This is a genomic window from Saccharothrix sp. CB00851, assembly GCF_001905065.1.
Lineage (GTDB): Bacteria > Actinomycetota > Actinomycetes > Mycobacteriales > Pseudonocardiaceae > Actinosynnema.
The window spans coordinates 143,393-167,498 of the sequence record NZ_LWLC01000023.1 but is presented as its reverse complement, the minus strand read 5'-3'; the positions used below and the strand labels follow the sequence as shown (position 1 = coordinate 167,498).

Annotated in this window: 23 protein-coding genes; 14 read left to right on the top strand and 9 right to left on the bottom strand. The window is 72.4% G+C overall.

The window, feature by feature from the left end; all coding sequences use genetic code 11:
- Positions 1–9: 9 nt before the first annotated feature.
- Complete coding sequence (locus A6A25_RS22210) at positions 10–204, bottom strand: hypothetical protein (RefSeq protein WP_073892899.1); 195 nt, start codon at positions 202–204, stop codon at positions 10–12.
- Positions 205–320: 116 nt separating this feature from the next.
- Here A6A25_RS22210 and A6A25_RS22205 point away from each other — a divergent pair, with 116 nt between their 5' ends.
- From A6A25_RS22205 to A6A25_RS22200, 3 genes are all read left to right on the top strand, one after another.
- Positions 321–1,496: a metallophosphoesterase gene (locus tag A6A25_RS22205; protein WP_073892898.1), complete on the top strand. Its 1,176-nt coding sequence runs from the start codon at positions 321–323 to the stop codon at positions 1,494–1,496.
- Positions 1,497–1,568: 72 nt separating this feature from the next.
- Positions 1,569–1,751, top strand: coding sequence for a hypothetical protein (locus tag A6A25_RS43265; RefSeq protein WP_143193331.1), 183 nt, complete (start codon positions 1,569–1,571; stop codon positions 1,749–1,751).
- A gap of 33 nt (positions 1,752–1,784) precedes the next feature.
- Positions 1,785–2,606 carry a tyrosinase family protein gene (locus A6A25_RS22200; RefSeq protein WP_073892896.1) on the top strand — a complete coding sequence of 274 codons (822 nt, stop codon included), beginning with the start codon at positions 1,785–1,787 and terminating at the stop codon, positions 2,604–2,606.
- Between the two features lie 4 nt (positions 2,607–2,610).
- On the opposite strand, the gene A6A25_RS22195 is transcribed toward A6A25_RS22200, so the two are convergent.
- Entirely contained in the window at positions 2,611–2,859 is a 249-nt protein-coding gene (locus tag A6A25_RS22195) for a hypothetical protein (RefSeq protein ID WP_143193330.1), read from the bottom strand.
- Between the two features lie 73 nt (positions 2,860–2,932).
- Entirely contained in the window at positions 2,933–3,424 is a 492-nt protein-coding gene (locus A6A25_RS22190) for a DUF4383 domain-containing protein (RefSeq protein ID WP_073892892.1), read from the bottom strand.
- A 99-nt stretch (positions 3,425–3,523) separates the two neighbouring features.
- Between A6A25_RS22190 and A6A25_RS22185 the strand changes: the two genes are divergently transcribed.
- From A6A25_RS22185 to A6A25_RS22150, 8 genes are all read left to right on the top strand, one after another.
- The gene (locus A6A25_RS22185; protein WP_073892890.1) at positions 3,524–3,922 is read left to right on the top strand and encodes a TOBE domain-containing protein; all 399 of its coding nucleotides are present in this window, start codon (positions 3,524–3,526) and stop codon (positions 3,920–3,922) included.
- Positions 3,922–4,668 carry a molybdate ABC transporter substrate-binding protein gene (gene modA, locus A6A25_RS22180; protein ID WP_073893250.1) on the top strand — a complete coding sequence of 249 codons (747 nt, stop codon included), beginning with the start codon at positions 3,922–3,924 and terminating at the stop codon, positions 4,666–4,668. Before A6A25_RS22185 ends, modA begins: the two co-directional genes overlap by 1 nt.
- Positions 4,669–4,709: 41 nt before the next feature.
- A complete protein-coding gene (modB, locus tag A6A25_RS22175; RefSeq protein ID WP_073893251.1) occupies positions 4,710–5,483 on the top strand; it encodes a molybdate ABC transporter permease subunit in 774 nt (257 codons plus the stop codon).
- Complete coding sequence (locus A6A25_RS22170) at positions 5,480–6,532, top strand: ABC transporter ATP-binding protein (RefSeq protein WP_073893252.1); 1,053 nt, start codon at positions 5,480–5,482, stop codon at positions 6,530–6,532. The genes modB and A6A25_RS22170 overlap by 4 nt, the downstream gene beginning before the upstream one ends.
- 104 nt (positions 6,533–6,636) lie before the next feature.
- Positions 6,637–7,674, top strand: a complete 1,038-nt coding sequence (locus A6A25_RS22165) for a medium chain dehydrogenase/reductase family protein (protein WP_073892888.1) — start codon at positions 6,637–6,639, stop codon at positions 7,672–7,674.
- A gap of 251 nt (positions 7,675–7,925) precedes the next feature.
- The gene (locus tag A6A25_RS22160; protein WP_073892886.1) at positions 7,926–8,801 is read left to right on the top strand and encodes an LLM class F420-dependent oxidoreductase; all 876 of its coding nucleotides are present in this window, start codon (positions 7,926–7,928) and stop codon (positions 8,799–8,801) included.
- Between the two features lie 137 nt (positions 8,802–8,938).
- A complete protein-coding gene (gene argS / locus A6A25_RS22155; RefSeq protein ID WP_443217063.1) occupies positions 8,939–10,705 on the top strand; it encodes an arginine--tRNA ligase in 1,767 nt (588 codons plus the stop codon).
- Positions 10,706–11,106: 401 nt separating this feature from the next.
- Complete coding sequence (locus tag A6A25_RS22150) at positions 11,107–13,872, top strand: AfsR/SARP family transcriptional regulator (protein ID WP_073892884.1); 2,766 nt, start codon at positions 11,107–11,109, stop codon at positions 13,870–13,872.
- Here A6A25_RS22150 and A6A25_RS22145 read toward each other — a convergent pair.
- The 6 genes from A6A25_RS22145 to A6A25_RS22125 form a co-directional block, all read right to left on the bottom strand.
- The gene (locus tag A6A25_RS22145; protein WP_073892882.1) at positions 13,838–15,565 is read right to left on the bottom strand and encodes a glycoside hydrolase family 13 protein; all 1,728 of its coding nucleotides are present in this window, start codon (positions 15,563–15,565) and stop codon (positions 13,838–13,840) included. The two genes, A6A25_RS22150 and A6A25_RS22145, sit on opposite strands and share 35 nt — an antisense overlap.
- A 91-nt stretch (positions 15,566–15,656) precedes the next feature.
- The gene (locus A6A25_RS22140; RefSeq protein ID WP_083668551.1) at positions 15,657–17,699 is read right to left on the bottom strand and encodes an MMPL family transporter; all 2,043 of its coding nucleotides are present in this window, start codon (positions 17,697–17,699) and stop codon (positions 15,657–15,659) included.
- Positions 17,700–17,838: 139 nt separating this feature from the next.
- Positions 17,839–18,609 carry a hypothetical protein gene (locus A6A25_RS44855; protein WP_073892880.1) on the bottom strand — a complete coding sequence of 257 codons (771 nt, stop codon included), beginning with the start codon at positions 18,607–18,609 and terminating at the stop codon, positions 17,839–17,841.
- Between the two features lie 31 nt (positions 18,610–18,640).
- Positions 18,641–18,802, bottom strand: coding sequence for a hypothetical protein (locus A6A25_RS44195; RefSeq protein ID WP_158073789.1), 162 nt, complete (start codon positions 18,800–18,802; stop codon positions 18,641–18,643).
- 6 nt (positions 18,803–18,808) lie between these two features.
- Positions 18,809–19,507, bottom strand: a complete 699-nt coding sequence (locus A6A25_RS22130) for a GNAT family N-acetyltransferase (protein WP_073892878.1) — start codon at positions 19,505–19,507, stop codon at positions 18,809–18,811.
- Positions 19,508–19,907: 400 nt separating this feature from the next.
- Positions 19,908–20,570 carry a lytic polysaccharide monooxygenase auxiliary activity family 9 protein gene (locus A6A25_RS22125; protein ID WP_073892876.1) on the bottom strand — a complete coding sequence of 221 codons (663 nt, stop codon included), beginning with the start codon at positions 20,568–20,570 and terminating at the stop codon, positions 19,908–19,910.
- A gap of 291 nt (positions 20,571–20,861) precedes the next feature.
- Between A6A25_RS22125 and A6A25_RS22120 the strand changes: the two genes are divergently transcribed.
- The 3 genes from A6A25_RS22120 to A6A25_RS22110 are packed head-to-tail and all read left to right on the top strand — an operon-like array spanning position 20,862 to position 24,088.
- Positions 20,862–21,869: a protein kinase family protein gene (locus A6A25_RS22120; RefSeq protein ID WP_073892874.1), complete on the top strand. Its 1,008-nt coding sequence runs from the start codon at positions 20,862–20,864 to the stop codon at positions 21,867–21,869.
- Between the two features lie 3 nt (positions 21,870–21,872).
- A complete protein-coding gene (locus tag A6A25_RS22115; protein WP_073892872.1) occupies positions 21,873–22,853 on the top strand; it encodes a hypothetical protein in 981 nt (326 codons plus the stop codon).
- Positions 22,853–24,088, top strand: coding sequence for an adenylosuccinate synthetase (locus tag A6A25_RS22110; RefSeq protein WP_073892870.1), 1,236 nt, complete (start codon positions 22,853–22,855; stop codon positions 24,086–24,088). The genes A6A25_RS22115 and A6A25_RS22110 overlap by 1 nt, the downstream gene beginning before the upstream one ends.
- Positions 24,089–24,106: the final 18 nt, after the last annotated feature.

The following is a 24,106-nucleotide window of genomic DNA, read 5'->3' as shown; positions in this document are numbered from 1 at the left end:
GATCCGTGCTCACGAACCGGGAGTCGAGCCTTCCGGCGGCTCGCTGTCGGGCAGCGGGTCCGGCGTCGTCTTCGCCAGGTCGGCGGCGACGACCTTGGCCTCGTCGATCGTGCGCTGCGATTCGGCCAGCCGCTCGTCCTCCTCCGGCGTCTCGACCCGGAAGTCCTCCGTCGGGTTGATCTCGCGCTCGTCGTCGTCAGCCATGTGACCGGGGTTTCCGCGCACCACGGCGGCAAACTTGGACACCGGCCGCACGGCGGGCTACCGTCGATAAGAGCCCGCTGGTCCGTAAGGGCCGTGACGCCGCCTGAGGAGCACCGATGTCGAGCACGACGACGACCGCGCCACCCCGCCCGTCCGCGCGGCGACGCGTCACCTTCGCGGCGGTGCTCGTCACGGTCACCGCACTGCTGTTCTGGGTGCCGTGGACGGGTTTGCTCGCACCGGGTGCGCGGTGGCCGTGGCCGGTGCAGGTCGTCGGCACGGCGTTCTTCGTCGTCACGTCGGTGGCGTTCCCGCTGCTGCTGGTCCGCGCGCACGGCCGCCGGCACTCCGACCGGGCCTCCCGGGTCGTGCACCTCGTGCTGGGCGTCGCCTGGGTGTTCTTCGCGTGGGCCGTGATCACGCACGTCCTGCGGCTCGTGCTGGCGTTCGCCGGGGTGGAGAACCCGTTCCGGGCGCGGTTCGTCGCGATCACGCTGCTCGTCATCGGGCTCGCGCTGGTCGGGTACGGCCTGCGCGAGGCGCGCCGGGTGCCGCGGGTGAAGCGGACCGACGTGGTGCTCCCCCGGCTGGACGGGGCGTTCGACGGCCTGACCGTCGCGGTGCTCGCCGACACCCACTACGGCGCGATCGACCGCACGAAGTGGTCCGTGGACACGGTGGCGGCGGTGAACGCGCTGGAGCCGGACGTCGTCGTGCACGTCGGCGACATCGCGGACGGCACGGTGGTGCAGCGCCGCGGCCAGGCCGCCGCCTTGGGTGACGTCCGAGCGCGTCACCGGTTCTACGTGTCGGGCAATCATGAGTACATCTCCAACGCCCAGGCTTGGCTGGACCACCTGACCGAGCTGGGCTGGACGAGCTTGCACAACCAGCACCGGGTCCTGGAACGCGGTGACGCGCGGTTGGTGTTCGCGGGCGTGGACGACGTCACCGGCGCGTACTCCGGCGAGGACGGCCACGGCGCGGACCTCGACGCGGCGCTGGCGGGCACCCGCGCCGACGACCCCGTGGTGCTGCTGGCCCACCAGCCGAGCGAGATCGGCAAGGCCGTGGCCGGGGGCGTCGACCTCCAACTGTCCGGGCACACGCACGGCGGCCAGATCTGGCCGTTCCACCTGCTCGTGCGGCTGCAGCAGCCGGTGCTGGCGGGCTTGAGCCGGCACGGTGAGCGCACACAGCTCTACACCAGCCGGGGCGCCGGGTTCTGGGGCCCGCCGCTGCGTGTCTTCGCGCCGAGCGAGATCTCCCTCCTCACGCTGCGTGCGCGCTGACCCACCACCTGTAGACGCAAGACCGACACGGTGGGTACTTCGGCCCCACCCACATGGGCGTAGCGCTCACACGTGCCCGTGGCGACCGACTCCACCGCGACCTACACCGCCGTGATCAGCACGCTCAACCACTTCGACCCCATCCCGCTCGACGAGGGCCGGCACCGGGACGGCCTCAAGAAGCTGGCCAAGCTCGCCGTGGACCAGCTCGGTGACCAGGAGCTCACCCACCACGCCGACCACTCGCACAAGTGACCGGCGCCCGACCGCCCCGAAAGGACACGAGCCATGGGCACCCGCAAGAGCGTGGCCGCGCTGACGGCCACCGAGAAGGCCGACTTCGTCGCCGCGGTGAAGGCGCTGAAGGCGCAGAGCAGCGGTCGCAACTACGACTGGTTCGTGCGCACCCACATGGACTACTTCTCCACCGTCAGCAGCCACAACTACGCGCACCAGTCGTCGTCGTTCCTGCCGTGGCACCGGCAGTACCTGCTGGAGCTGGAGAACGCCCTCAAGGCGCACAACCCCGCGGTCGACCTGCCGTACTGGAACTGGACGGCCAACCGTTCCACCACGGGCCCGCCCTTCACCTCCGACTTCATGGGCGGCAACGGCTCCGGCGGCAACGGTCCGGTCACCACCGCCCCGTTCGCCGGCTCCACGCGGTGGCGGATCAACGTCAGCGCCACCTCCTCGACGTCGCTGCGCCGGGCGATGGCGCTGCGCGGCTCGCTGCCCACGACCTCCGACGCCGACTCCGTCATGGGCGTGTCGAGCTACGACGCGTCGCCGTGGAACTCCTCGTCCAGCAGCGGCCTGCGCAACCGCGTGGAGGGCGGCCTGGCGCCGAACCTGCACAACCGGATCCACGTCTGGGTCGGCGGGCACATGGCGCAGATCGACTCGCCGAACGACCCGGTGTTCTTCCTGCACCACTGCAACGTCGACCGGCTCTACCACCTCTGGCAGGCGAGGTGGGGCTTCGGCGCCGACCGCTACCTGCCCGGCGGTGGTGTCGCCAACGTCGTGGACGTGAACGAGACTCTGGTGCCCTTCGGCGTCACGGTGGCCTCCACACTGGACCACCGCGGCCTGTACACGTACGCCTGAACCGCTAGTACGCCCGACGCCCGGTCTGCGGTGGGTCGTAGTCGTAGTCGTCCTCGGGCAGCTCGAACGGCAGGGGCCGGTTGGTCCACGAGTCGATGACGACCACGATGGCGGCGCAGAAGATGACGACGATGCCGACCCAGGCCAGCCCACCCCAGATGAGGATGCCCGCGATCACTACCAGCGGCAGGACCATGAACAGGCAGAACGGGTCCACACGCCCGAAATGCCGCCGTCCTCCGGAACTCGCCATCTACGCCCTCCCAGTCAAGCGCCTCCCTGGGTGAACTTACGCGACGCGGTCCGTGCGGCGGTCAGCCGGGCGGTCACGCACCGCGCTGTTCGCGACCGGGGTACCGGCCTTGGGCGCGTTCGAGGACCGTGGCGAGCACGGCCGAGATGATCATGCCGGCTCCGAGCCCGAGGTGCAGCAGGTTGTCCGCCGGGTTGAACGGCGCGAAGTTCGCCGCGTCGCCGTCGTGACCGGTCGAGTGCACCACCGACCCGTAGACCCACAGCAGCAGGTAGAGGAACCCGCCCGCGCCCAGGAACAGGCGTGACGCGGCCCGCGAGGAGGCCGCCAGGATCCCGGCCACGCCGAACAGCAGGTGCAGCGCGTTGTGCAGCACCGACACCTGGAACAGGCCGAACAGCAGCGCCTCGGAGTGCGGCCCGGCGAACCCGATCCGGTCGAGGTCGGCCGTCGCGCCCGGCACGAAGCCCAGCACTCCCACCAGCAGGAACACCACTCCGACCAGCAGCGCGAGGGCTTGGACGGGACGACGGCGGGTGCCGACGCGGTCGGTCGAGCTCGTCATGGCGCTCCTCCGATCACCGGGTGGGGTTGGCGTACCCGGAGGTGGTGGGGTGAAACCAAGATCACAACGAGCCGCAGGTGCGGAGTTACACTGCTTCCTATGCCGAATCTGCGGATCAGCGAGGCCGCGTCGCTGCTCGGGGTGAGCGACGACACCGTCCGCCGGTGGGTCGAGCAGGGCCGCTTGGCCGAGGTGCGGCTGGACAGCGGGCGCATGGGCGTCGACGGCCGTGAGCTGGCCGAGTTCGCGCAACGCCTGGCCGAGGCACCCGAACCGGGGGTGACGGTGGCCGCGTCGGCGCGCAACCGGATGCGGGGGATCGTCACCCGCGTGGTCAAGGACGGGGTCATGGCGCAGGTGGAGCTGCAGGCCGGCCCGTTCCGGGTGGTGTCGCTCATGAGCCGTGAGTCGGCCGACGAGCTGGGCCTGGAGGTGGGCAGCGTGGCGGTGGCGTCGATCAAGTCCACGCACGTCGTGGTCGAGATCCCGGAGGCGTGATGCGGGCGTTGGCGTTGGCGGTGTTGCTGGCGGTGGCCGGGTGCGGCGCGGCGGGATCGGGCGGCGCGGCGGGCGGCCGGGTCACGGTGTTCGCGGCGGCGTCGTTGACCGAGGTGTTCACCCGGCTCGGCGAGGACTTCGAAGCGGCCAACCCCGGGGTGGACGTGGTGTTCAACTTCGGCGGCAGCTCGGCGTTGGCGCAGCAGATCGGGCAGGGCGCGCCGGCGGACGTGTTCGCCGCCGCCTCGCCCGCCACCATGGCGCAGGTGGTCGACGCGGGCGGCACGGCGGCCGAGCCGGTCACCTTCGCGCGCAACCGGCTGGAGATCGCGGTCCCGGCGGGCAACCCGGCGGGGATCACCGGGCCGGCCGACTTCGCCGACGCCGACGCCAAGGTCGCGCTGTGCGCGGAGCAGGTGCCGTGCGGCGCGGCGGCGAAGCGGGCGTTCGCCGCCGCCGGGGTGACGCCCCGGCCGGACACCTTGGAGCAGGACGTGAAGGCCGCGCTGACCAAGGTGCGGCTCGGCGAGGTGGACGCGGCGCTGGTGTACGGGACGGACGTGCGGTCCGCGGGTGGCGAGGTCGAGGGCATCGGGTTCCCGGAAGCCGACCAGGCGGTCAACGACTACCCGATCGCGCCGCTGGCCAAGGCGGGCAACACCGCCGGTGCGCGGGCGTTCGTGGACTACGTGCGGTCCGACCGGGGCCGGGCCCTGCTCGCCGAAGCCGGGTTCGAGGCGCCGTGACGTCGACCCCTCATCGCACTCGTCGTCGCACCAGGGGTCGGCTGCCGGTCGTGCTGGTGCTGCCGGCCGTCGCGGGCCTGGCGTTCCTGCTCGTGCCACTGGTGGGCCTGCTGGTCCGCGCGCCGTGGGACACGCTGCCGTCCCGGCTGTTCAGCGCGCCGGTCGGCGAGGCGCTGCGGTTGTCGTTGGTGTGCGCGAGTCTGGCGACGGTGCTGTGCCTGGTGCTCGGCGTGCCGTTGGCGTGGCTGCTGGCGCGCGGTGACGTGCCGGGTCGCGGTGTGCTGCGGGCGTTGGTGACGGTGCCGCTGGTGCTGCCGCCGGTGGTGGGCGGTGTGGCGTTGCTGTTCGTGCTCGGCAGGCGGGGGCTGGTCGGGCAGTACCTGGACGCGTGGTTCGGCGTCTCGCTGCCGTTCACCACGGCCGGGGTGGTGCTGTCGGAGGCGTTCGTGGCGATGCCGTTCCTGGTCATCTCGGTGGAGGGCGCGTTGCGGGCGGCCGACCCGCGCTACGAGGAGGCAGCGGCGACGTTGGGCGCGTCGCGCTGGCTGGCGTTCCGCCGGGTCACGCTGCCGTCGATCCTGCCGGGCGTGGTGGCGGGCACGGTGCTGTGCTGGGCGCGGGCGTTGGGCGAGTTCGGGGCCACCATCACGTTCGCGGGCAACTTCCCCGGCGAGACGACGACGATGCCGCTGGCCGTGTACCTGGCCCTGGAGACCGATCCGGACGCGGCGATCGTGCTGAGCGTCGTGCTGCTGCTGGTGTCCGTCGGCGTGCTGGCCGCGTTGCGCGACCGGTGGATCAGCGGGCCGTCGTGACGTTGTACGCGGATCTGCGGGTGGCCCGCGGCGCGTTCCGGCTGGGCGCGGAGCTGGTGGTGGAACCGGGCGAGGTGGTCGCCGTGCTCGGGCCGAACGGCGCGGGCAAGAGCACCGCGCTGCGCGCCCTGGCGGGGCTGCTGCCGTTGACCGGTGGGCACATCCGGCTGGGCGAGGAGGTGTGGGACGCGCCGCCGGACGCGTTCCGGCCCGCCGAACGGCGCCCGATCGGCGTGGTGTTCCAGGACTACCTGCTGTTCGCGCACCTGTCCGCGCTGGAGAACGTCGCCTTCGGGCTGCGAGCGCGCGGCATGGCCCGTGCCGCGGCGCGGGAGGAGGCGGCGCGGTGGCTGGACCGCGTCGGGTTGGCGGCGCACGCGAAGGCCAAGCCGCGCACGCTGTCCGGCGGGCAGGCGCAACGCGTCGCGCTGGCCCGTGCCCTCGCGACCGAGCCGGAACTGCTGCTGCTGGACGAACCGCTGGCCGCGCTGGACGCCGCCACCCGGCTGCACGTGCGCGCCGAACTCGGCCACCACCTGCGCGACTACCCCGGCCACACGCTGCTCGTCACGCACGACCCGTTGGACGCGATGGTGCTGGCCGACCGGCTGGTGGTGCTGGAGCACGGCGAGGTCGTGCAGCAGGGCACGCCGACCGAGGTGGCCCGCCGACCGCGCACCGACTACGTCGCCGACCTGGTCGGCCTCAACCTGTACCGCGGCACGGCGCGCGGCACGACGGTGGCGTTGGACGGCGGTGGCGGGTTCACCGTGGCGGCGCCCGCGACCGGGCCGGTGCACGTGGTGTTCCCGCCGAGCGCGGTCAGCCTGCACCCCGACCGCCCGACCGGCAGCCCGCGCAACGCGTGGCCGGTGACCGTGGCCGGGATCGAGCGGCACGCGCACACCACCCGCGTGCGGCTGGACGGCGTGCCACCCGTGCTGGCGGACATCACCACGGCGACCGTCGCCGACCTCCGGCTCCAGCCCGGTGCCGGGTTGTGGGCCGCCGTCAAGGCGACCGAGGTGCACGCGTATCCGTCGCGATGAGTGTGACTGACTAGTCACTCCTGTCAACTCGTCGCTTGACAAGGTGGCTTGAGACGGCGTTCACTCGTAGTGAGTGACTGACCACTCACACCGTGGAGGAAGCGATGAACCGGCAGTCCGCCGAGCAGGTCCTGGAAGTCGTGCTGCCGGGCGTGGTCGAGCCCGACGGCCTCGAACTGCGCCGCCGCGCCCGTCCCGTCCCCGCGCGCGGCCAGGCGCTCGTCCGGGTGGAGGCGACCGGGGTGTCGTTCGCCGAGCAGCAGATGCGCCGCGCCAAGTACTACGACCAGCCGCCGTTCCCGTTCGTACCCGGCTACGACCTGGTCGGCACGGTCGCCGAGGTCGGCCCGGGGGTGGACGCGGCTCTGGTCGGCGGGCGGTTCGCGGCGCTGACCAAGATCGGCGGCTGGACCAGCCACGCGCTGGTGGACGCGGCGGACCTGGTGCCGGTGCCCGCCGGCGTCGACCCGGCCGAGGCGGAGACGTTCGTGGTCAACGGCCTCACCGCGTGGCAGATGCTGCACGGCATCGCGAAGGTCACGGCAGGGCAGACCGTGCTGGTGCACGGCGCGAACGGCGGCGTCGGCTCGACCCTGGTGCAACTCGCCCGGCTGGCCGGCGCACGGGTCATCGGCACCGCCTCGCCCCGCCACCACGACGCCGTGCGCGAACTCGGCGCCACCCCGGTCGACTACCGCGCCACCGACCTGTCGGCGCGGGTGCGCGCGCTCGCCCCGAACGGCGTGGACGCGGTGTTCGACCATGTCGGCGGGCCGGGCATCGTCGACTCCTACCGCCTGCTCGCGCCACGCGGCACGCTCGTCGCCTACGGCACCGCGTCCACCCGCGACCGGCGGGGCTCGTCCCGCCTGCCCGTGCTGAAGCTGTTCGCCCGCCTGCTGTGGTGGAACGCCCTGCCCAACGGCCACCGCGCGACGTTCTTCGACATCTGGGCGGGAAAGCGCGACGTCCCGAAGTTCCGTGTCCGCCTCAACCGCGACCTGGGCGCCGTCCTGGCCCTGCTCGCCGACGGTTCCCTGCGCCCGCAGGTGGCCGCCCGGGTGCCGTTGGCGCAGGTCGCGGACGCCGTCGCGCTCGCCGAGTCCGGCACGGTGACCGGCAAGGTCGTGCTGATCCCCTGACCTGCCACGGGCTTGACCTGGAGCGCACTCCAGCCACTAGCGTCGCGACCGGCAGCCTTCGCCCCGTGTTCCGCCGGTCAGACGGGTGGATCGCGGTGCCGGCACCACGTCCTCATCCTGGCCGGATGGGGGCGTGGTGCCGGTGCCGCGAGGCGCCCTGCTCCAGCGCCGGAAGACGCGGTGAAGGTTGCCGGTCGCGGCGCCGGCGTCGCGGCCGTCGATGACGGCGTGGGTGGAGAACGGAGCTCGACGTGCGACTGGGTCTGCACATCAACCGGTTCAACCAGGGTGCGGCACGGCTCGGCCCGGAGTTGGCCGCGGCCGGCGCGGCGGCCGAGGCGGCCGGTGTCGCGTGGTTGTCGGTGATGGACCACTACTTCCAGATGGAGCACAACGACGCGGCCGAGGAGCCGATGCTGGAGGCCTACACGACGCTCGGGTTCCTCGCCGCGCACACCTCGACCATCCGGCTCGGCGCGCTCGTCACGGGCGTCACCTACCGCCACCCCGGTCTGCTGGCGAAGATCGTCACGACGCTCGACGTGGTGTCCGGCGGTCGCGCGACGTTGGGCCTCGGCGCCGCGTGGTACGAGCGGGAGCACCGGGGGCTGGGCGTGCCGTTCCCGCCGCTGGCCGAGCGCTTCGAGCGGATGGAGGAGGCGCTGCGGATCTGCTTGCAGATGTGGGCCCCGGAGGACAACGGGCCGTTCGACGGCAAGCACTACCAGCTGGCCGAGACCCGGTGCGTGCCCGCGCCGCTGAGCGCGCCGCACCCGGAGATCATGATCGGCGGCAACGGTGAGCGGAAGACGCTGCGGCTGGTCGCCCGGTACGCCGACGCCTCCAACCTGCTCGTCCCGTCCCCGGACGTGGTGGCGCACAAGCTCGACGTGCTGCGCCGCCACTGCGACGACCTGGGCCGTGACTACGACGGGATCCGCAAGACCGTGGTGGACCTCGGTCCGATCCCGGGCGAGGGCGATGTCGACGCCTTCACCAAGACGCTGGCCGGTTACGCGGAACTCGGCATCGACACGGTCATCGTCCGCTCGCCGGACGGCGACCTGCCGCGCTGGATCGAGCGCGTGATCGCGCCCTCGGCCGACCGCCTGGCCTCGATCGGCTGATCACGGCACGCGTTCGGCGGGCCCGGTCGCACGACCGGGACGCCGAACACCGCTTCACCGCTTCGGGCACCGGGTCGGAGCGGCCGGTGCGGGTCCGTGCTGGAACAATCGCCTCCCTACGAAGGAGGCTGTGTCAGGTGAGTGTCCACCACCAGGAGGTGCCGTCCCTGCTGGGACGGATCGCTGCTGCGATGTCAGAGGCGATCGGCCGGGTCCGCGAGGACCTCTCGGGTGCCGACCCCGTGGTGCGACGATCCGAGCACGCCGACTTCCAGAGCAACGCCGCGCTGTCGCTGGCCAAGCGCACCGGGGTGAAGCCCCGTGACCTGGCCGCGGACATCGTGGCCGCGCTCGACGCGGACGGGCCGATCGCCTCGGCGGTGCCGTCCGGGCCCGGTTTCCTCAACGTCACCGTGACCGACGGCGCGATCTGGGACCAGGTCGCGGCCCGCCTCGTGGACCCGCGCCTCGGTGTGGGCGTGCCCGAGCACGGACGGCGCACCGTGGTCGACTACTCGGCGCCCAACATCGCCAAGGAGATGCACGTCGGGCACCTGCGCACGACGATCATCGGCGACAGCCTCGCCCGCGTGGTGGGCTTCCTCGGCGCGGAGGTCGTGCGGCAGAACCACCTGGGCGATTTCGGCACGCAGTTCGGGATGCTGATCCAGTACCTGGACGAGCACCCCGACGCCGCGTGGCACCAGGACGAGCTCGGCGACGAGGTGTCCGCGGTGTCCGCATTGGACACCCTGTACCGGTCGGCTCGGGCGGAGTTCGACGCCGATCCGGAGTTCGCCGACCGGGCCCGTGCCCGCGTCGTCGCGCTGCAGTCCGGCGACCCGGCGACCGTCGCGGTGTGGCAGGACATCGTGGCCGAGTCCGAGCGGTCGTTCCGCGCCATCTACGACCGGTTGAACGTGCTGCTCACGCCGGAGGACTCGGTCGGCGAGTCGTTCTACAACCCCCTGTTGGGCGACACGGTCGACGAGCTGGTCGCCGCGGGCCTCGCGGTCGAGAGCGAGGGTGCGCTGGTCTTCTACTCCGACGAGGTGTCCGGGCCCGAGGGCAAGCCGGTCACCCTGATGGTCCGCAAGCGCGACGGCGGGTACGGCTACGACACCACCGACCTGGCCACCATCCGCTACCGCATCCGCGACCTCGCCGCGGACCGGTTGGTGTACGTCACCGACTCGCGTCAGGCGCTGCACTTCCAGCTCGTCTTCGAGGCGGCCCGCCGCGCCGGGTGGCTCACCGGCGGAATCACCGCCGAGCACGTCGCCTACGGCACGATCCTCGGTCCGGACGGCAGGCCGTTCAAGACGCGGGCGGGTGGCACCGTGCGGCTGATGGACCTGCTCGACGCGGCCGTGTCCCGCGCACGCGCGGTCGTGGAGGAGAAGAACCCCGAGCTCGACGCCGCCGAACTGGACCGGATCGCCGAACTGGCGGGGATCGCCGCGGTCAAGTACGCCGACCTGTCCACGTCGCGGGTGAAGGACTACTCGTTCGACGTCGACCGCATGGTGTCCTTGACCGGCAACACCGGCGTCTACCTCCAGTACGCCCACGCCCGGATCCGCTCGATCCTGCGCAAGGCCGGGGACCCGGACACCACCGTCGACCCCACCGTCCCGCTCCAGCCCGCCGAACGCGCCCTCGGGCTGGAACTCGACGCCTACGGCGCCGTGCTCGGCGAGGTCGCGACGACCCTCGAACCGCACCGGCTCTGCGGCTACCTCTACGACCTGGCCCGCGCCTTCACCACGTTCTACGAGAACTGCCCGGTCATCAAGGCCGACGAACCGGTGCGCGGCAACCGGTTGGCCCTGTGCCGGTTGACGGCGCGCACCCTCGGCCACGGGCTCGACCTGCTGGGGATCGTCGCCCCGGAACGCATGTAGCCGCTGCCGGGCGCGGTGAGCCGTCCCCCCTGACGACTCACCGCGCCCACCGGTGTCGTCCGCGACGCGGATCAGCGCGTCGCGGACCTTCCCCTTCCCCCGGTCAGCGGCACCGCCCTGCGAGCCGCGTCGCCGTGCACCAGGGTGCGCGGTCGGTCTTGTCCGCCGATTGTGGAAATCTGCAATTCGCAGGTCACGCCCCGAGTGGTCAAGCCGGCCGGTCGTCCTGCCGGGTGTACTCGGTGTCCGAGTAGGCGCGGCCGTCGCCCGCGGGAATCGTCGTGCCGGTCATGGTCTCCCCCATCGTCGGTCGGTCGGGATCACTGTCGCGGTGACGCGTTGCGCGGGCGTTGTGCCATCGTTGAACCCGCAGTTCGGCGGGGTGGGGAGGCGGAGGACGGGTGCGGGTCGGGTTCGATGTGCTGGGCGAGGTGTCGGCGCGGGTCGGTGACGTCGCGGTGGACCCGGGGCCCGCCAGGCAGCGGTCCGTGCTGGTGGCCCTGCTGGTCGACGCGGGTCGGGCCGTGCCGGGTGGCGACCTGGTGCGCCGGGTGTGGGGCGAGGACGTGCCGCCACGTGCGGGAGGTGCGCTGCGGTCCTACGTCTCCCGGTTGCGTGGCGCGTTCGCCGACGCCGAGGACTTCCGGATCGACCACACGTCGTACGGCTACGTGTGCCGCGTCCCGGAGCACGCCGTCGACCTGCACGTCTTCCGCGACCTGGTGGCACGGGCCCGGGCCGCGGCCGACGACCGGGAGGCGTCCGGGCTGTTCGCCGAGGCGTTCGGGCTGTGGCGCGGCGAGCCGTTCGCGCACCTCGGCAGCCCCTGGCTGGACGAGGTGCGGGCGGTGCTGGAGGTGGAACGGCTGGCCGCGCGGCTGGACCAGTTCGACGTGGAGCTGCGGCGGGGACGGCACGACGCGCTGCTCGCGCCGCTGGCCGCCGAGGTCGCCGCCCACCCGTTGGACGAGCGGCTGGCCGGGCAGTACCTGCTGGCGCTGCACCGGGCCGGGCGGCAGGCGGACGCGTTGGCGCACTACCAGCGGGTCCGCGCGACCCTGGCGGACGAGATCGGCGTCGACCCCGGTCCGGCGCTGCGCGAGCTGCACGGCCGGATCCTGCGTGGCGACCCGCCACCGCGAGTGGACGCGGACCGCCCGGCACCACGCCAGTTGCCGCTGGCGCCGCGGCTGTTCACCGGGCGGGCGCGCGAACTGGCGGAGATCACCGAGGCCCTGTCCGGTGGCGGGGTGGCCGCGATCGTCGGTCCGGGCGGGGTGGGCAAGACGTGGCTGGCGTTGCAGTGGGCGCACCAGCACCTGGACCGGTTCCCGGACGGTCAGCTGCACGTCAACCTGCGCGGCTACACGCAGGACGGCGAGCGCACGTCACCGGAGGCGGCGGTGCGGGGGTTCCTCGACGCGCTCGGTGTGGCGCCCGGCGCGGTGCCCGCCGACCCGGACGCGCAGGCGTCGCTGTACCGGACGCTGGTCGCGGGCAAGCGGGTGCTCGTGGTGCTGGACAACGCGCGTGACTCGGCGCAGGTGTCGACGTTGCTGCCGGGTGGTTCGTCGGCGGCCGTGCTGGTCACGAGCCGGGACCGGCTGGGCGGGCTGGTGACCGCGCACGGCGCCGGGGTGGTGCCGGTGGACGTGCTCGACGACGAGGCGGCGCAACGGCTGCTGACCCGCCACCTCGGCCGCGACCGGCTCGCCGGTGAGCCGGACGCCACCGCCGAGCTGCTCGGGTTCGCGGGCGGCCTGCCGCTGGCCCTGGGCATCCTGGCCGCGCACCTGGCGGTGCGGCCCGGGTTGGCGACGCGGTGGCTGGTCGAGGGGCTGCGTGACGCCGACGCCCGGCTGGACGTGCTCGACGCGGGGGACATCACGGCGAACATGCGGGCGGTGTTCGCGTCGTCGCTGCGGGCGCTGCGCCCGGAGGCCGCGGACGCGTTCCGGGCGTTGGGGCTGGTGGAGCTGCCGGACGTCGGCGCGCACGCGGCGGCGGCGTTGTTCGGCACGACCCCGAACGCGGCGCGGGTGCTGCTGCGCGAACTGGAGTCCGCGCACCTGCTCCAACAGCACGTGCCCGGCCGGTACCGGATGCACGACCTGGTGCGGCTCTACGCCGCCGAGCAGGACCACCCCGACCCGAGCGCGGCACGGCGCCGGCTGGTCGACTTCTACCTGCACACGGCGTTGGTCGCGGACCGGCTGCTGGACCCGCACCGACCGACCGTGCCGACCGAGCCGGTGGACGCCGCGACCGCCCTGCCGCTCCCGGACCTGGCCGCGGCGATGCGGTGGTTCGAGCAGGAGCACGCTTGCCTGCTCGCCGTGCAGCGGTGTGCCGCCGACCAGCGGTGGCACGACAAGGCGTGGCAGTTGGCGTGGGCGGTGAACACGGTGCACCGCCGCACCGGCCACTCGCGGGACAACCTGGCCGTGTGGCGGATCGGCGTGGAGGCGGCGGAGGCGTCGGGCGAGAAGTCGCGGCAGGCGGTCGCGCACCGGTTCCTCGGGCAGATCCTGGCCGCGCTCCGCGAGCCCGCCGCCGCGCTCACCCACCTGGACACCTCGCTCGCGCTCGCCGAGGAGCTGGGCGACCTGCGTGCCCAGGCGCACTCGCACTACGCGTTGACGCAGAGCCTCGAACAGCTCGACCACGTCGACCGCGCGTTGGCGCACGCGATCGAGACGTGGCGGATCTACCAGGAGCTGGACGCGCCGGTGGAACGCGCGCACAGCCTGAACTCGCTGGGCTGGTGCCACGCCCGGGCGGGTGACCTGGAGCAGGCGCGGCGGTGCTGCGAGCAGGCGTTGGCCGCGCACGAGGAGCTGGGCAGCGAGGTGGGCGTGGCGGCGACCCTGGACAGCCTCGGGTACATCGCGGAACGGTCGGGCGAGCACGACGTGGCCGCCGGGCGCTACCACGCCGCCGCCGCGGTGCACGAACGCCTCGGCAACGCCACGGAGCTCGCCGATCTGCTGGAGCGGTTGGGCGAGACGGAGGTCCGGCGTGGTTGCCCCGAGGAGGCGCACGCCGCGTGGGTGAGGGCGCTGGAGCTGTACCGGGCGCAACAGCTCTTCGAGAAGGCGGCGCGGATCGGGCGCCGGCTGGCGCCCGCCGTGGTCACCTCTGGAACACCAGCGCCTCCCACGGCCTGAGGTCCACGCGGCCGGGTGACACCAGCGGCGCCTCCCGGGTGTTGGTGAGGACGACGTCGGCGGTGGCCCACTCGCGGTCCAGTTCGGCGGACTGGGGTGTGCCGCTGAGGTTGGCCACGACGAGCAGCCGCGTGTCGTCCAGCCTGCGTTCGTAGGCGTAGAGGTGCGGGTGGTCGGCCAGGACCATGTGGAAGTCGCCGAGGGCGACGACCGGGAGCCGGTGGCGCAGCTCGATGAGCCGCCGGTAGTGGTTGAAGACGGAGTCCGGGTCGTCGTACTGGGCGGCGGCGTTGAGCCAGGTGTGGTTGGGGTTGACCGCGAGCCACGGTTCGCCGGAGGTGAACCCGGCGTTCGGGGTGGCGTCCCACTGCACGGGGGTGCGGGCGTTGTCGCGGCCCATCGCGCGCAGGCCGCGCAGCACCTTCTCCGGGTCGGCTCCCGCGGCGACGGCCTCGCGGTAGTGGTTGAGCGATTCGAGGTCCTGCAGCTCGTGCACGCCGGCGAACGGCGCGTTGGTCATGCCGAGTTCTTCGCCCTGGTAGACGTACGGGGTGCCGCGGTGCAGGTGCAGCACGGTGGCCAGCGCCGTGGCCGATTCGCGCCAGTACTCGCCGTCGTCGCCGAGCCGGGACACCACGCGGGGCTGGTCGTGGTTGTTCCAGTAGAGGCTGTTCCAGCCGACCTCGCCCAGCGCCGTCTGCCACCGGCCCAGCGACGCCTTCAGGTCGCGCAGGTCCAGCGGCTTCGGGTCGAACTTGCCACCCGGCCCCTGGTCCAGCCAGACGTGCTCGAACTGGAACACCATGTCCAGCTCGCGCCGCGCGGGGTCGGTGAACAGCCGGGCCTGCTCCCACGTCACGCCCGGCATCTCCCCCACCGTCAGGTAGTCGCCCGACCGGCCCTCGAACACCTCGCGGTTCATCTCGCGCAGGAAGTCGTGCACGCGGGGACGGGTGGCGAAGTGCGGGAACCCGTCGCCGAGGCCGCCGACGCCGGTGGTGGCGCCGTCGGGCAGGTCCGGGTCCTTGGAGATCAGGTTGATCACGTCCATCCGGAAGCCGTCCACGCCCCGGTCCAGCCACCACCGCATCATCTCGTACACCGCGTGGCGGACCTCGGGGTTCTCCCAGTTCAGGTCCGGCTGCTTGCGGTCGAACAGGTGCAGGTAGTACTCCCCCGTCGCCTCGTCCAACGTCCACGCCGGGCCTGAGAAGAACGAGCCCCAGTTCGTCGGCTCCGCGCCCGGCTGGCCCGCCTCGAACCCCTCGCGCGGTGGACGCCACCAGTACCAGTCCCGCTTCGGGTTGTCCTCGGACGACCGGGACTCCACGAACCACGGGTGCTCGTCGGAGGTGTGGTTGACCACCAGGTCCATCACCAGCTTCATCCCCCTCGCGTGCACCTCGGCCAGCAGCCGGTCGAAGTCCTCCAGCGTGCCGAACACCGGGTCGATCGCCTGGTAGTCGGAGATGTCGTAGCCGTTGTCCGCGTGCGGTGACGCGTACACCGGTGACAGCCAGACCACGTCCACTCCCAACCGCTCCAGGTGGTCCAACCGCGCGGTGATGCCGTCGAGGTCTCCCACGCCGTCACCGTTGGAGTCGGCGAAGCTGCGCGGGTACACCTGGTACACCACCGCCGAGGTCCACCACGGCGCCGTGGTCTGTGTCGTCTTGACCTGGTCCAAAGCCATGTCCCATCCTCACCCCGTCGTCGGACGTCGTCCCAGTCCACCACTCGCCGCGCGGCGCCGCACCCCGCGAGCACCCCGGTGGGGTCCCGGGTCAGGCGTCGGGTTCGCCCGGCTTGCTCGGCCACCAGAACCGGCGTCCGATGTGGATGGTCAACGCGGGCACCAGCAGCGACCGGACGACCAGCGTGTCCAGCAGCACGCCGAACGACACCAGGAACGCCATCTGCACCAGGCCGACCAGCGGCAGCACCGCCAGGGCGCCGAACGTGGCCGCCAGTACCACACCGGCCGACACGATCACCCCGCCGACCAGCGTGAGACCGCGCCGGGTGCCCTCACGGGTGCCTTCCCCGGCCGTTTCCTCCCTGATCCGGTGCATCACCAGTGCCGCCACCCCGATGGTCGCCGTGCAGGAGACCGCGACGGTCAGCGTGAGCAGGAGCGGCGCGAGCAAGGACCGCAGCAGCAGGACCAGCATCAGCAGGATCACGACCAGCAGCGCCGGGATGATCACCCACCGGTCCCGCTCGGCCGTGGTGCGGGTGTCGAGCAGGGCCGCGCTGTCACCGCCGACCAGGGCGTCCGCGCCGGGCACCGCGTGGACGGCTTCGCGCAGCCGCACCACCGTGTCCTGCGCGGCCCGTGACGTGGCGATGTCGCGCAGCGTCACGTCGATCGACGACAGCCCGTTCGCCTCCTTCGGCTGCCCGGTCTCGGGGTCGACCGTGGGCGTGACCCGGGCGACGCCGTCCACGGCCCGCGCGGCGGCGATCACCGCGTCCCGCCGGTCGGTCCTGGCGATGACCGTGCCGGGCAGGTTCGCGCCGCCCGGGAAGTGCTCGGCGGACACCTCCAGGCCGCGCACCGACTCGGTGTCCCGGGTGAACGTGTCGACGTAGTCCAGGCCGGAGGCGCGGAACTGGGGCGCGAACGCCGCCGCGGCCAGCAGCAGCACCAGCGTGCCCGCCCACACCGTGCGCGGCTCGCGCGTGACCAGGTCGGCGACCTTGGCGAACAGGCCGTGCCGCTGTGGTCGGCCGCCGTGCCTCGGGCGGAACGGCCAGAACGAGGCGCGGCCGAACAGTGCGAGCAGCGCGGGCAGGAACGTGAGCGTGGCGGCGAGGGACGCGGCCACGCCGATCGCGCCGACCGGGCCGAGGCTGCGGTTGTTGTTCAGGTCCGACAGCAGCAGGCACAGCAGGCCGAGCGCGACCGTGCCCGCGGAGGCGAACAGCGGTGCGACACAGGCCCGCACGCTCTTGCCCACCGCGTCGAACCGGTCGGCGGTGAGGTGCAGCTCTTCGCGGAACCGGGCCACGACGAGCAGCGCGTAGTCCGTGGCGGCGCCGAAGACCAGCACCATCAGGATGCCCTGGCCCTGGCTGTCCAGGGTGAGCACGCCGTCGCGGGCCGGCAGGTAGACGACGGCGGACGCGGTGGTGAGCGCCAGGCCGCTGGACGCCAGCACGATCAACGGCATCAGCGGGCTGCGGTGGATCGGCAGCAGGATGACGACGACCGCGCCGACGGTGACCAGCAGCAGCATGCCGTCAATGGCACCGAACACTCCGTCGAGGTCGACCCCGATGCCCGCCGGACCGGTCAGGTTGACCTCCAGACCCGGCGGGATGCCCTCGCCCGCGATGCGGCGCAGTTCCTTGGCGACCGAGACTTCCTTCTCCCCCAGGGCCGCGTCCAGCGCGACGATGATCTGCGCGGCTTCGCCGTCGTCGGAGGTGATGACGGGCAGGGTGCGTTCGGCGAGGCCGCCGAGCGGGTCCAGGTCGGGGTGCTCGACTTCGGCGATCTCGGCCTGCTTGGTCTGGAGGTAGGCCTGGTCGGCGTCGGTGAGGCCGCCGTCGCGGTTGAAGGTCAGCAGTGCCGGGGAGATCGCCTCGGTCTCGAACGCCTTCTTCATCTCGGCGACCCTCGTCGCCTCCGCTGAGGCCGGTAGGAACGCCTCGCTGCTGTTCTCCAGCACGTCGCCCAGCCTTGCCTGGTCGTCGGTGCCCACGGCGCCGATCACCACCCAGGCGACCAACAGCAGCGCCGGCACCAGCCACCGGCCGCGCCTGGTCCGGGTGGGCACCGATTCGTCCTCGTCCGACCGCGTCTTCTCAGCGGACGTCGCCATGCGGAGTACACCCCCCAGTACCGGTACGCCCGGCCCCATGTCCTTGTGCGAAGCCAAGGCTAGGAAGGCGACCGTCCCCGCGGAATCCGCTTGGAACCCGTCCCGATGGTTGACCTAACCTCACCCCGGGGTCGGGCGTTCAGGAGGGCTGGGTGTTGTTCAGGTAGGCGATTACGGCGAGCACGCGGCGGTTGGTGTCGTCGGAGACGGGCAGGCCGAACTTGGCGAAGATGCCGGCGGTGAGCCGGTCCACCCGGCGCGCCAGCACCGCGGCCTTCGTCGGTGCGAGCAGCAGCCGGCTCACCCGCGCGTACGCCGGCAGTGCCAACGGTGCCAACGCCAACCCGGCGGCCGTCGCGACCACACCCACCAGCGGCGACAACGGCCCCGGCACCACTCCCAACGCGGTCACCTCCGGCCACCACAACCGCGACGTCGGGAAGATCGCCACCAGGTGCAGGGCGGCCAGGCCGAGCCCGCCGACCGCGGTGCCGATCACGGACGCCAGCCGCACGACCGCCATCACGCGCGGCGCGATCCACGCCCATGCGCGGGTGCGCCCGGTGCGTTCGGACGGCCCGAGCAGCACCGGCGTCCACCGCACCTGCCAGTGCATCACCAGCGGCCCGACCGCGAACCCGGCCGCGACCAGGACCACCCCGAACGGCAACGGCCGCCCCGCGCCCACCGCGATCAACCCGACGGGCAGCAGCGCGGGCACACCGCCGACGACCGGGTTGAGCACCGTCCAGCCGTGGTCGCGGAGGGTGGCCGGGTCCTGCGTCAGCCAGTCCCACTGCCGCTTGAACACCGCGATCCACGGCGTGCGGTACAGCTCGTCCTCGTCGCGGTACCAGCCGTCCGCGTCCGGTTCGGGCTTGGGCGGCGGCGGCCGGTAGGGCACCGGCACGGGCGTGCCCGACCACCGGCCGACCAGCCGCCTACAGGTTGGGCAGCCACCGCGCCGCGCGCAGCGGCACGGTCGGGGGCGGCATCCCGGCGTGGCCGATCACGAACACCACCACCAGCTGGGCCAGCCCGACCAGGGACAGCGCGCCGAGCGCCAAGCCGTACAGGGGCGCGGTCAGGACCCCGCGGACCACCCCCGGTCAGGCGGGCACACCGGCCGTGGCGTGCGCGGGCACGCGGAGCAGCACGATGACCAGGCCGGTGCGCACCCGGAAGCCCAGCGACTCGTACAGCCGGATCGCGGAGGTGTTGGTGGCGGAGGCGTGCATCAGCGCTTGTTCGCCGCGGTCCCGGATGCCGGCGGTCACGGCCCGCACCAGCCGGGTCGCCAGTCCTCGCCCCCGGTACGCGGGATCGGTGCACACGGCGCTGATCTCCGTCCAGCCCGGCGGGTGGAGGCGTTCACCGGCCATCGCGACCAGCGCGCCGTCGCGCCGGATGCCGAGGTAGGTGCCCAGTTCGACGGTGCGCGGCCGGAACGGCCCGGGCTGGGTCCGTTCGACCAGGTCCATCATCTCGGGCACGTCGGCGGCGCCGAGCCGGACCGCTTCGGCGTCCTCGGCGACCCGCACGCCGTCGTCCACCAGCTGCACGGCGTCGATCCGCTCGACCACCTCCCAGTCGGCGGGCGGGGTGTGCGGGGTGGTGATCGGCACGATCCCGCCCGGCCCGGCGAGCGCGGCCACGTCGGACCACACGTCGGCGTCCGGCCGGTCGGGCAGCGCCGCGAACGTCGCCACGTCCGGCCGGTAGCGCAGCACCTGCCCGTGCCGTTCGGCGAAGTGGACGTGCGGCCCGGTCAACGACGTCCAGGCCGGGTTGTCCAACGGCGAAGCCATGCGCGAAACCCCCAGTGGTTCGTGATCGACCGAATCATGCGTGCCGCCGGGACGGTCTGTCCACCGGTTGATCCCGATCGCGGGCGGGTGGGGTCGACACCGTCCGAGGGCATGGCGCGCCGACTGGGCCTCGACTTCACCAAGCCGCGGTTCGCGTCCGCGGTGTCCGACTCCGGCGACGGCATGACGACGGCCGCCGGTCCCCCGCTGCCGGCCTCTCCCACCGACTGCCACGGCTGCTCGTTCTCGCCGGCCCGCGGCGTGGTCGTGGCCGGGCTCGCGGCGGCGATCCGGTGCCCGAAGCGCCGCGCGGCCGTCTTCCAGCGGAAAACCCGGCCCGGCGCCGGTGTTGCGTGGCGCCGGGCCGGGCACTGGCGATTCCGGTCGATCGGCCGGAGTTCTAGCCGAAGTTCACGTCACTGCACCACATGTACGCCTGGTCGAGGTGCGAGGCCTGCCAGATCGTGAACACGACGTGGTGTCCGCGGTAGGTACCGTTGGTCGTCACGTTGAACCGGATGTCCTTGGCGGGAGCGAACCTGCCGGTCGTGGTGACCAGGTCGAGGTTGCCCCAGCCGAGGCGCTGGGTCTTCGGGTCGAACCCGTTCTTGCTGACGTACACCCGGAAGTAGTCGGCACCGTGGCTCGCCTGGTCGTACAGGTGCATCTGGAAGCTGCTGCCGACGCTGGTGGTCCGCCAGTTACCGGGGTTGTTCAGGGCGTTGTTGCGCGAGAGGTTGTTGCTGCAGAGCGTCCCGTCGGGGGTCGCCCCCTGGAAGTTACCCCGCAGGCCGTCCCGCAGTGCGCTCATCCAGTTCCACATGGTGTCGGCGTTGGCCTGGAAAGCCTGGTAGCACATGGGGTCCTGCTGCTGCATCGCAGGGTTCGTGTGCTGGCTGCCCCAGCTGTTCCAACACTGGTAGGCGCGGGTGGCCGGACCGACGATGGTGCCGTGTGCCGACGCCGATGGTGTCGCGAGGAACGTGCATGCCAGCACGCTGATGACCGCTGCGATGATGCCCCGCCGTCTGGTGACAGAGCCGGAGGTACTGCGCAGACGCATCGATGGGCCTCCTATATCTCCGGATGATCGAGATGGTGATCGAGCTGGGAGCGCTCCCAGAGCAGCCTGAGCGTATACGTCACGCTCCGAAACTTCAACGAAACTTTGTGTAGCGACCGCCGCGCCTTCACCGATCGCCCCCAATTGGGACGCTGACCTGCCGTTACGCCGCAACGACCGTCCGTGACAGTGAACGTTCCCCTACCCGCCCACCACCACCCGCGCGGAATGTAACCGGCAACACAGCGCTATTCCATCCGACCACAGGTTTGAGTCGTCTAGACTCAAACTATGTTCACCAGGGACGAAACGCTCGAACGAGTCGAACGGGCGGGTTCGGCGACCGACCTGTTCGGCCCGCTCGACCCCGACCCGACCCGGCGCAAGGAGGCGCAGCGGCTGTACCGGCGACTGGCCGCCGTCCTGCACCCGGACCGGGTCGGCGCGGATGACACCAGGGCGCACGCGGCGTCGGCGGAATTGACCCGGCTGCACCACGAGTGGCAGCACGGGACGTCGACCGAACTGCGCACCGACCGTGCCGCCTATCGGCTCACCGAACGGTACGCGGTCGGCAGCGTCGCCAACGTCTACCGCACCGACGGGCCGCACGTGGTCAAGGTGGTGCGCAACCCGGCGCTCAACCCGCTGCTGCACGCCGAGTGGGACGCCCTGCGGCGACTCGCCCGGTTCACCGACGGGCACACCTGGCTGCGGCCCTACTACCCGCACCTGGTGGACGCCTCCGGTGACGTCGCCCGCGGTTCGCGCGCGTTCACCGTGCTCGCACCGCTGGTGGACGGCTTCGTCACGCTCGCCGACGTGCGCCGGGCGTTCCCGCGCGGTCTCGACGGCCGCGACTACGCCTGGATGCACCGCAGGCTGCTGCGGGCGGTCGCGGGCGCGCACCGGATCGGCCTCGTGCACGGCGCGATCGTCGCCGAGAACGTGCTGGTGCACCCCGCGCAGCACGGCATCGTGCTGGCCGGCTGGACGTTCGCGGTGTCCGCGGGCGAACGGCTCCTGGCCACCGACAAGACCACCACCTACCCGCCGGAAGTCCACGACGGACGACCGGTCACACCCGCCACCGACGTCCACATGGCACACACGCTCATGCTGGACCTGTTGGCGGACGACGAAACCGCGCAGCGCAGGTTCGCCCGCGGCTGCACGCAGGACGCCCCGGGCCGACGGCCGGACGCCGTCGACCTGCTCACCGAGTACGACGACCTGCTCGAAGACCTCTACGGCGAACGGACCTTCCGCCCGTTCGCACTACCCGGGACAGGAGCCTGAACCATGGGACACGGCAAGTGGGACGACAACGCCTACGCGGCGGCCAGGACCTTCCGCGCGGCCAAGGGCATCGACGACTTCGGCTACACCGCCAAGATGCGCTCGCGCCCGTCGAAGGAGTGGACGGCCGACCCGTCGCTCGACCCGAAGGGCGTGGTGGCCCGCGAGTGCCGCGACTCGGCCGACCACGCCGACTCGACGCCGATCGCGGTGCTGTTCGACGTCACCGGCTCGATGGGCCGCGTGCCGCAGATCATGCAGCGCAAGCTCGGCAAGCTGCACGGCCTGCTGCAGCGCAAGGGCTACCTCACCGACCCGCAGCTGATGTTCGGCGGCATCGGTGACGCCGACAGCGACCGGGTGCCGCTGCAGGTCGGCCAGTTCGAGTCGGACAACCGGATGGACGAGCAGCTGCGCACCATCTTCCTGGAGGGCAACGGCGGCGGGCAGAAGAGCGAGTCCTACGAGCTCGCCGCCTACTTCGTGGCCCGGCACGTGGTCACCGACGCGTGGCAGAAGCGGGGCCGCAAGGGCTACCTGTTCCTCATCGGCGACGAGCTGAACAAGCCGCGGCTGGAGGCCAGGCACATCCGCCGGATCATCGGTGACGACGTCAAGCAGGACATCGACCCGGCCTCGGTGTACCGGGAGCTGAGCCGCAAGTGGCACGTGTACTTCGTGCTGCCCAACCAGTCGTCGTACTACCACGACGAGCAGATCGCCGACCACTGGCGCGACCTGCTCGGCCAGCGGTTCCTCAAGCTGGACGACCCCGGCGCGGTGTGCGAGCTGATCGCCGCCACGATCGGCATGGAGGAACGGGTCGTCGACCTGGACCAGGCGATGGTGGACCTGGCCGAGGTCGGCTCGATCGCGGAGAGCGAGGCCGTGGGCAAGGCGCTGGTCCACGTCGGCGGCAAGGCCGTCGCCACCACGGCCGCTCCCCCGGCCCTCGACGGCCCCGACGACGTCACGCTGACGTGATGGACGGCCACATCATCGTCGTCGGCCTCGGGTTCGGCGACGAGGGCAAGGGAGCGGTGGTCGACGCGCTGTGCCACGACGGGCCGGTGACGTCGGTGGTCCGGTTCAACGGCGGCGCGCAGGCCGCGCACAACGTCGTCGTCGGAGACCGGAACCACACGTTCAGCCAGTTCGGGTCCGGCACGCTCGCGGGCGTGCCGACCCACCTCTCCCGGCACGTCCTGGTCGAACCGATCGCCCTGGCCACCGAGTCGCGCGAGCTGGCGGAACTGGGCGTCGCCGACCCGTTGCGGCTGCTGTCGGTCGACGCCGACGCGCTGCTCACCACTCCGATCCACGTCGCCGCCAACCGTGCCCGCGAGGACGCTCGCGGGCACGCCCGGCACGGGTCGTGCGGCAAGGGCATCGGCGAGACCACCTGGTACGGGCTGCTCGCCGCCCGCGGCGCGGCGCCCGGTGACGTGGTGGAGCACCAGCAGGTCATCGGCGTACCGGGCCTACCGCCGACGGTCGGCGACTGCGCCGACCCGGCCGTGCTGCGGGCCAAGCTCGACGCCCTGGCCCGCTTCTACGAACCGCTGATCGGCGCCGGGCCGTCGGTGGACGACCTCGTGTCGCTGTACCGGGACTTCGCGGGCGCGGTCCGCGTCACGACCGGCGACGAGGTCGGTCGCCTGGCCGACCGCGGCCGACTGGTGTTCGAAGGCGCCCAGGGCGTGCTGCTGGACCAGTGGCGCGGGTTCCACCCGCACACCACCTGGTCCACCGTCACTCCCGACAACGCCCGCGACCTGCTCGGGCACCGCCGCGCCACGGTGATCGGCGTGACCAGGACCTACCACACCCGCCACGGCGCGGGACCGTTCCCGACCGAGGACGGCGAGGTGCTCGCCCGGTTCCCCGAACGGCACAACGGCACCGGTGAGTACCAGGGTGCGTGGCGCGCCGGGCACCTCGACGCCGTGCTGCTGCGGTACGCGGTGGACGCGTGCGGCGGGGTGGACGGGTTGGCCGTCACGCACCTGGACGCGGCCGACCTCAAGGTGGCCACCGCCTACGACGCTCCCCTGCCGGCCGCGGACCTCACCGCGTTCCTCGCCCACCGCACGCCGACGTTGACCGACCTGCCGGACCCGGTGACGTGGCTGGAACACGACCTGGCAGTGCCGGTCCTGGTCACCGGCGCCGGACCCGACCGGGCCGACTACACCGTGCGCGCGCCGGCGCTTCGCTGAATGCGGGACAATCGCGCC

Excerpts from the sequence above, each read along its gene's own strand:
- A6A25_RS22115 (WP_073892872.1), top strand. The coding sequence starts at position 21,873 with ATGGGACACGGCAAGTGGGACGACAACGCCTACGCGGCGGCCAGGACC.
- A6A25_RS22185 (WP_073892890.1), top strand. The coding sequence starts at position 3,524 with ATGCCGAATCTGCGGATCAGCGAGGCCGCGTCGCTGCTCGGGGTGAGC.
- A6A25_RS22195 (WP_143193330.1), bottom strand. The coding sequence starts at position 2,859 with ATGGCGAGTTCCGGAGGACGGCGGCATTTCGGGCGTGTGGACCCGTTC.
- A6A25_RS22145 (WP_073892882.1), bottom strand. The coding sequence starts at position 15,565 with ATGGCTTTGGACCAGGTCAAGACGACACAGACCACGGCGCCGTGGTGG.
- A6A25_RS22110 (WP_073892870.1), top strand. The coding sequence starts at position 22,853 with ATGGACGGCCACATCATCGTCGTCGGCCTCGGGTTCGGCGACGAGGGC.
- A6A25_RS22140 (WP_083668551.1), bottom strand. The coding sequence starts at position 17,699 with ATGGCGACGTCCGCTGAGAAGACGCGGTCGGACGAGGACGAATCGGTG.
- A6A25_RS22190 (WP_073892892.1), bottom strand. The coding sequence starts at position 3,424 with ATGACGAGCTCGACCGACCGCGTCGGCACCCGCCGTCGTCCCGTCCAA.
- A6A25_RS22200 (WP_073892896.1), top strand. The coding sequence starts at position 1,785 with ATGGGCACCCGCAAGAGCGTGGCCGCGCTGACGGCCACCGAGAAGGCC.
- A6A25_RS22210 (WP_073892899.1), bottom strand. The coding sequence starts at position 204 with ATGGCTGACGACGACGAGCGCGAGATCAACCCGACGGAGGACTTCCGG.
- modA (WP_073893250.1), top strand. The coding sequence starts at position 3,922 with ATGCGGGCGTTGGCGTTGGCGGTGTTGCTGGCGGTGGCCGGGTGCGGC.
- A6A25_RS22125 (WP_073892876.1), bottom strand. The coding sequence starts at position 20,570 with ATGCGTCTGCGCAGTACCTCCGGCTCTGTCACCAGACGGCGGGGCATC.
- A6A25_RS22120 (WP_073892874.1), top strand. The coding sequence starts at position 20,862 with ATGTTCACCAGGGACGAAACGCTCGAACGAGTCGAACGGGCGGGTTCG.
- A6A25_RS22130 (WP_073892878.1), bottom strand. The coding sequence starts at position 19,507 with ATGGCTTCGCCGTTGGACAACCCGGCCTGGACGTCGTTGACCGGGCCG.
- A6A25_RS22165 (WP_073892888.1), top strand. The coding sequence starts at position 6,637 with ATGAACCGGCAGTCCGCCGAGCAGGTCCTGGAAGTCGTGCTGCCGGGC.
- A6A25_RS22205 (WP_073892898.1), top strand. The coding sequence starts at position 321 with ATGTCGAGCACGACGACGACCGCGCCACCCCGCCCGTCCGCGCGGCGA.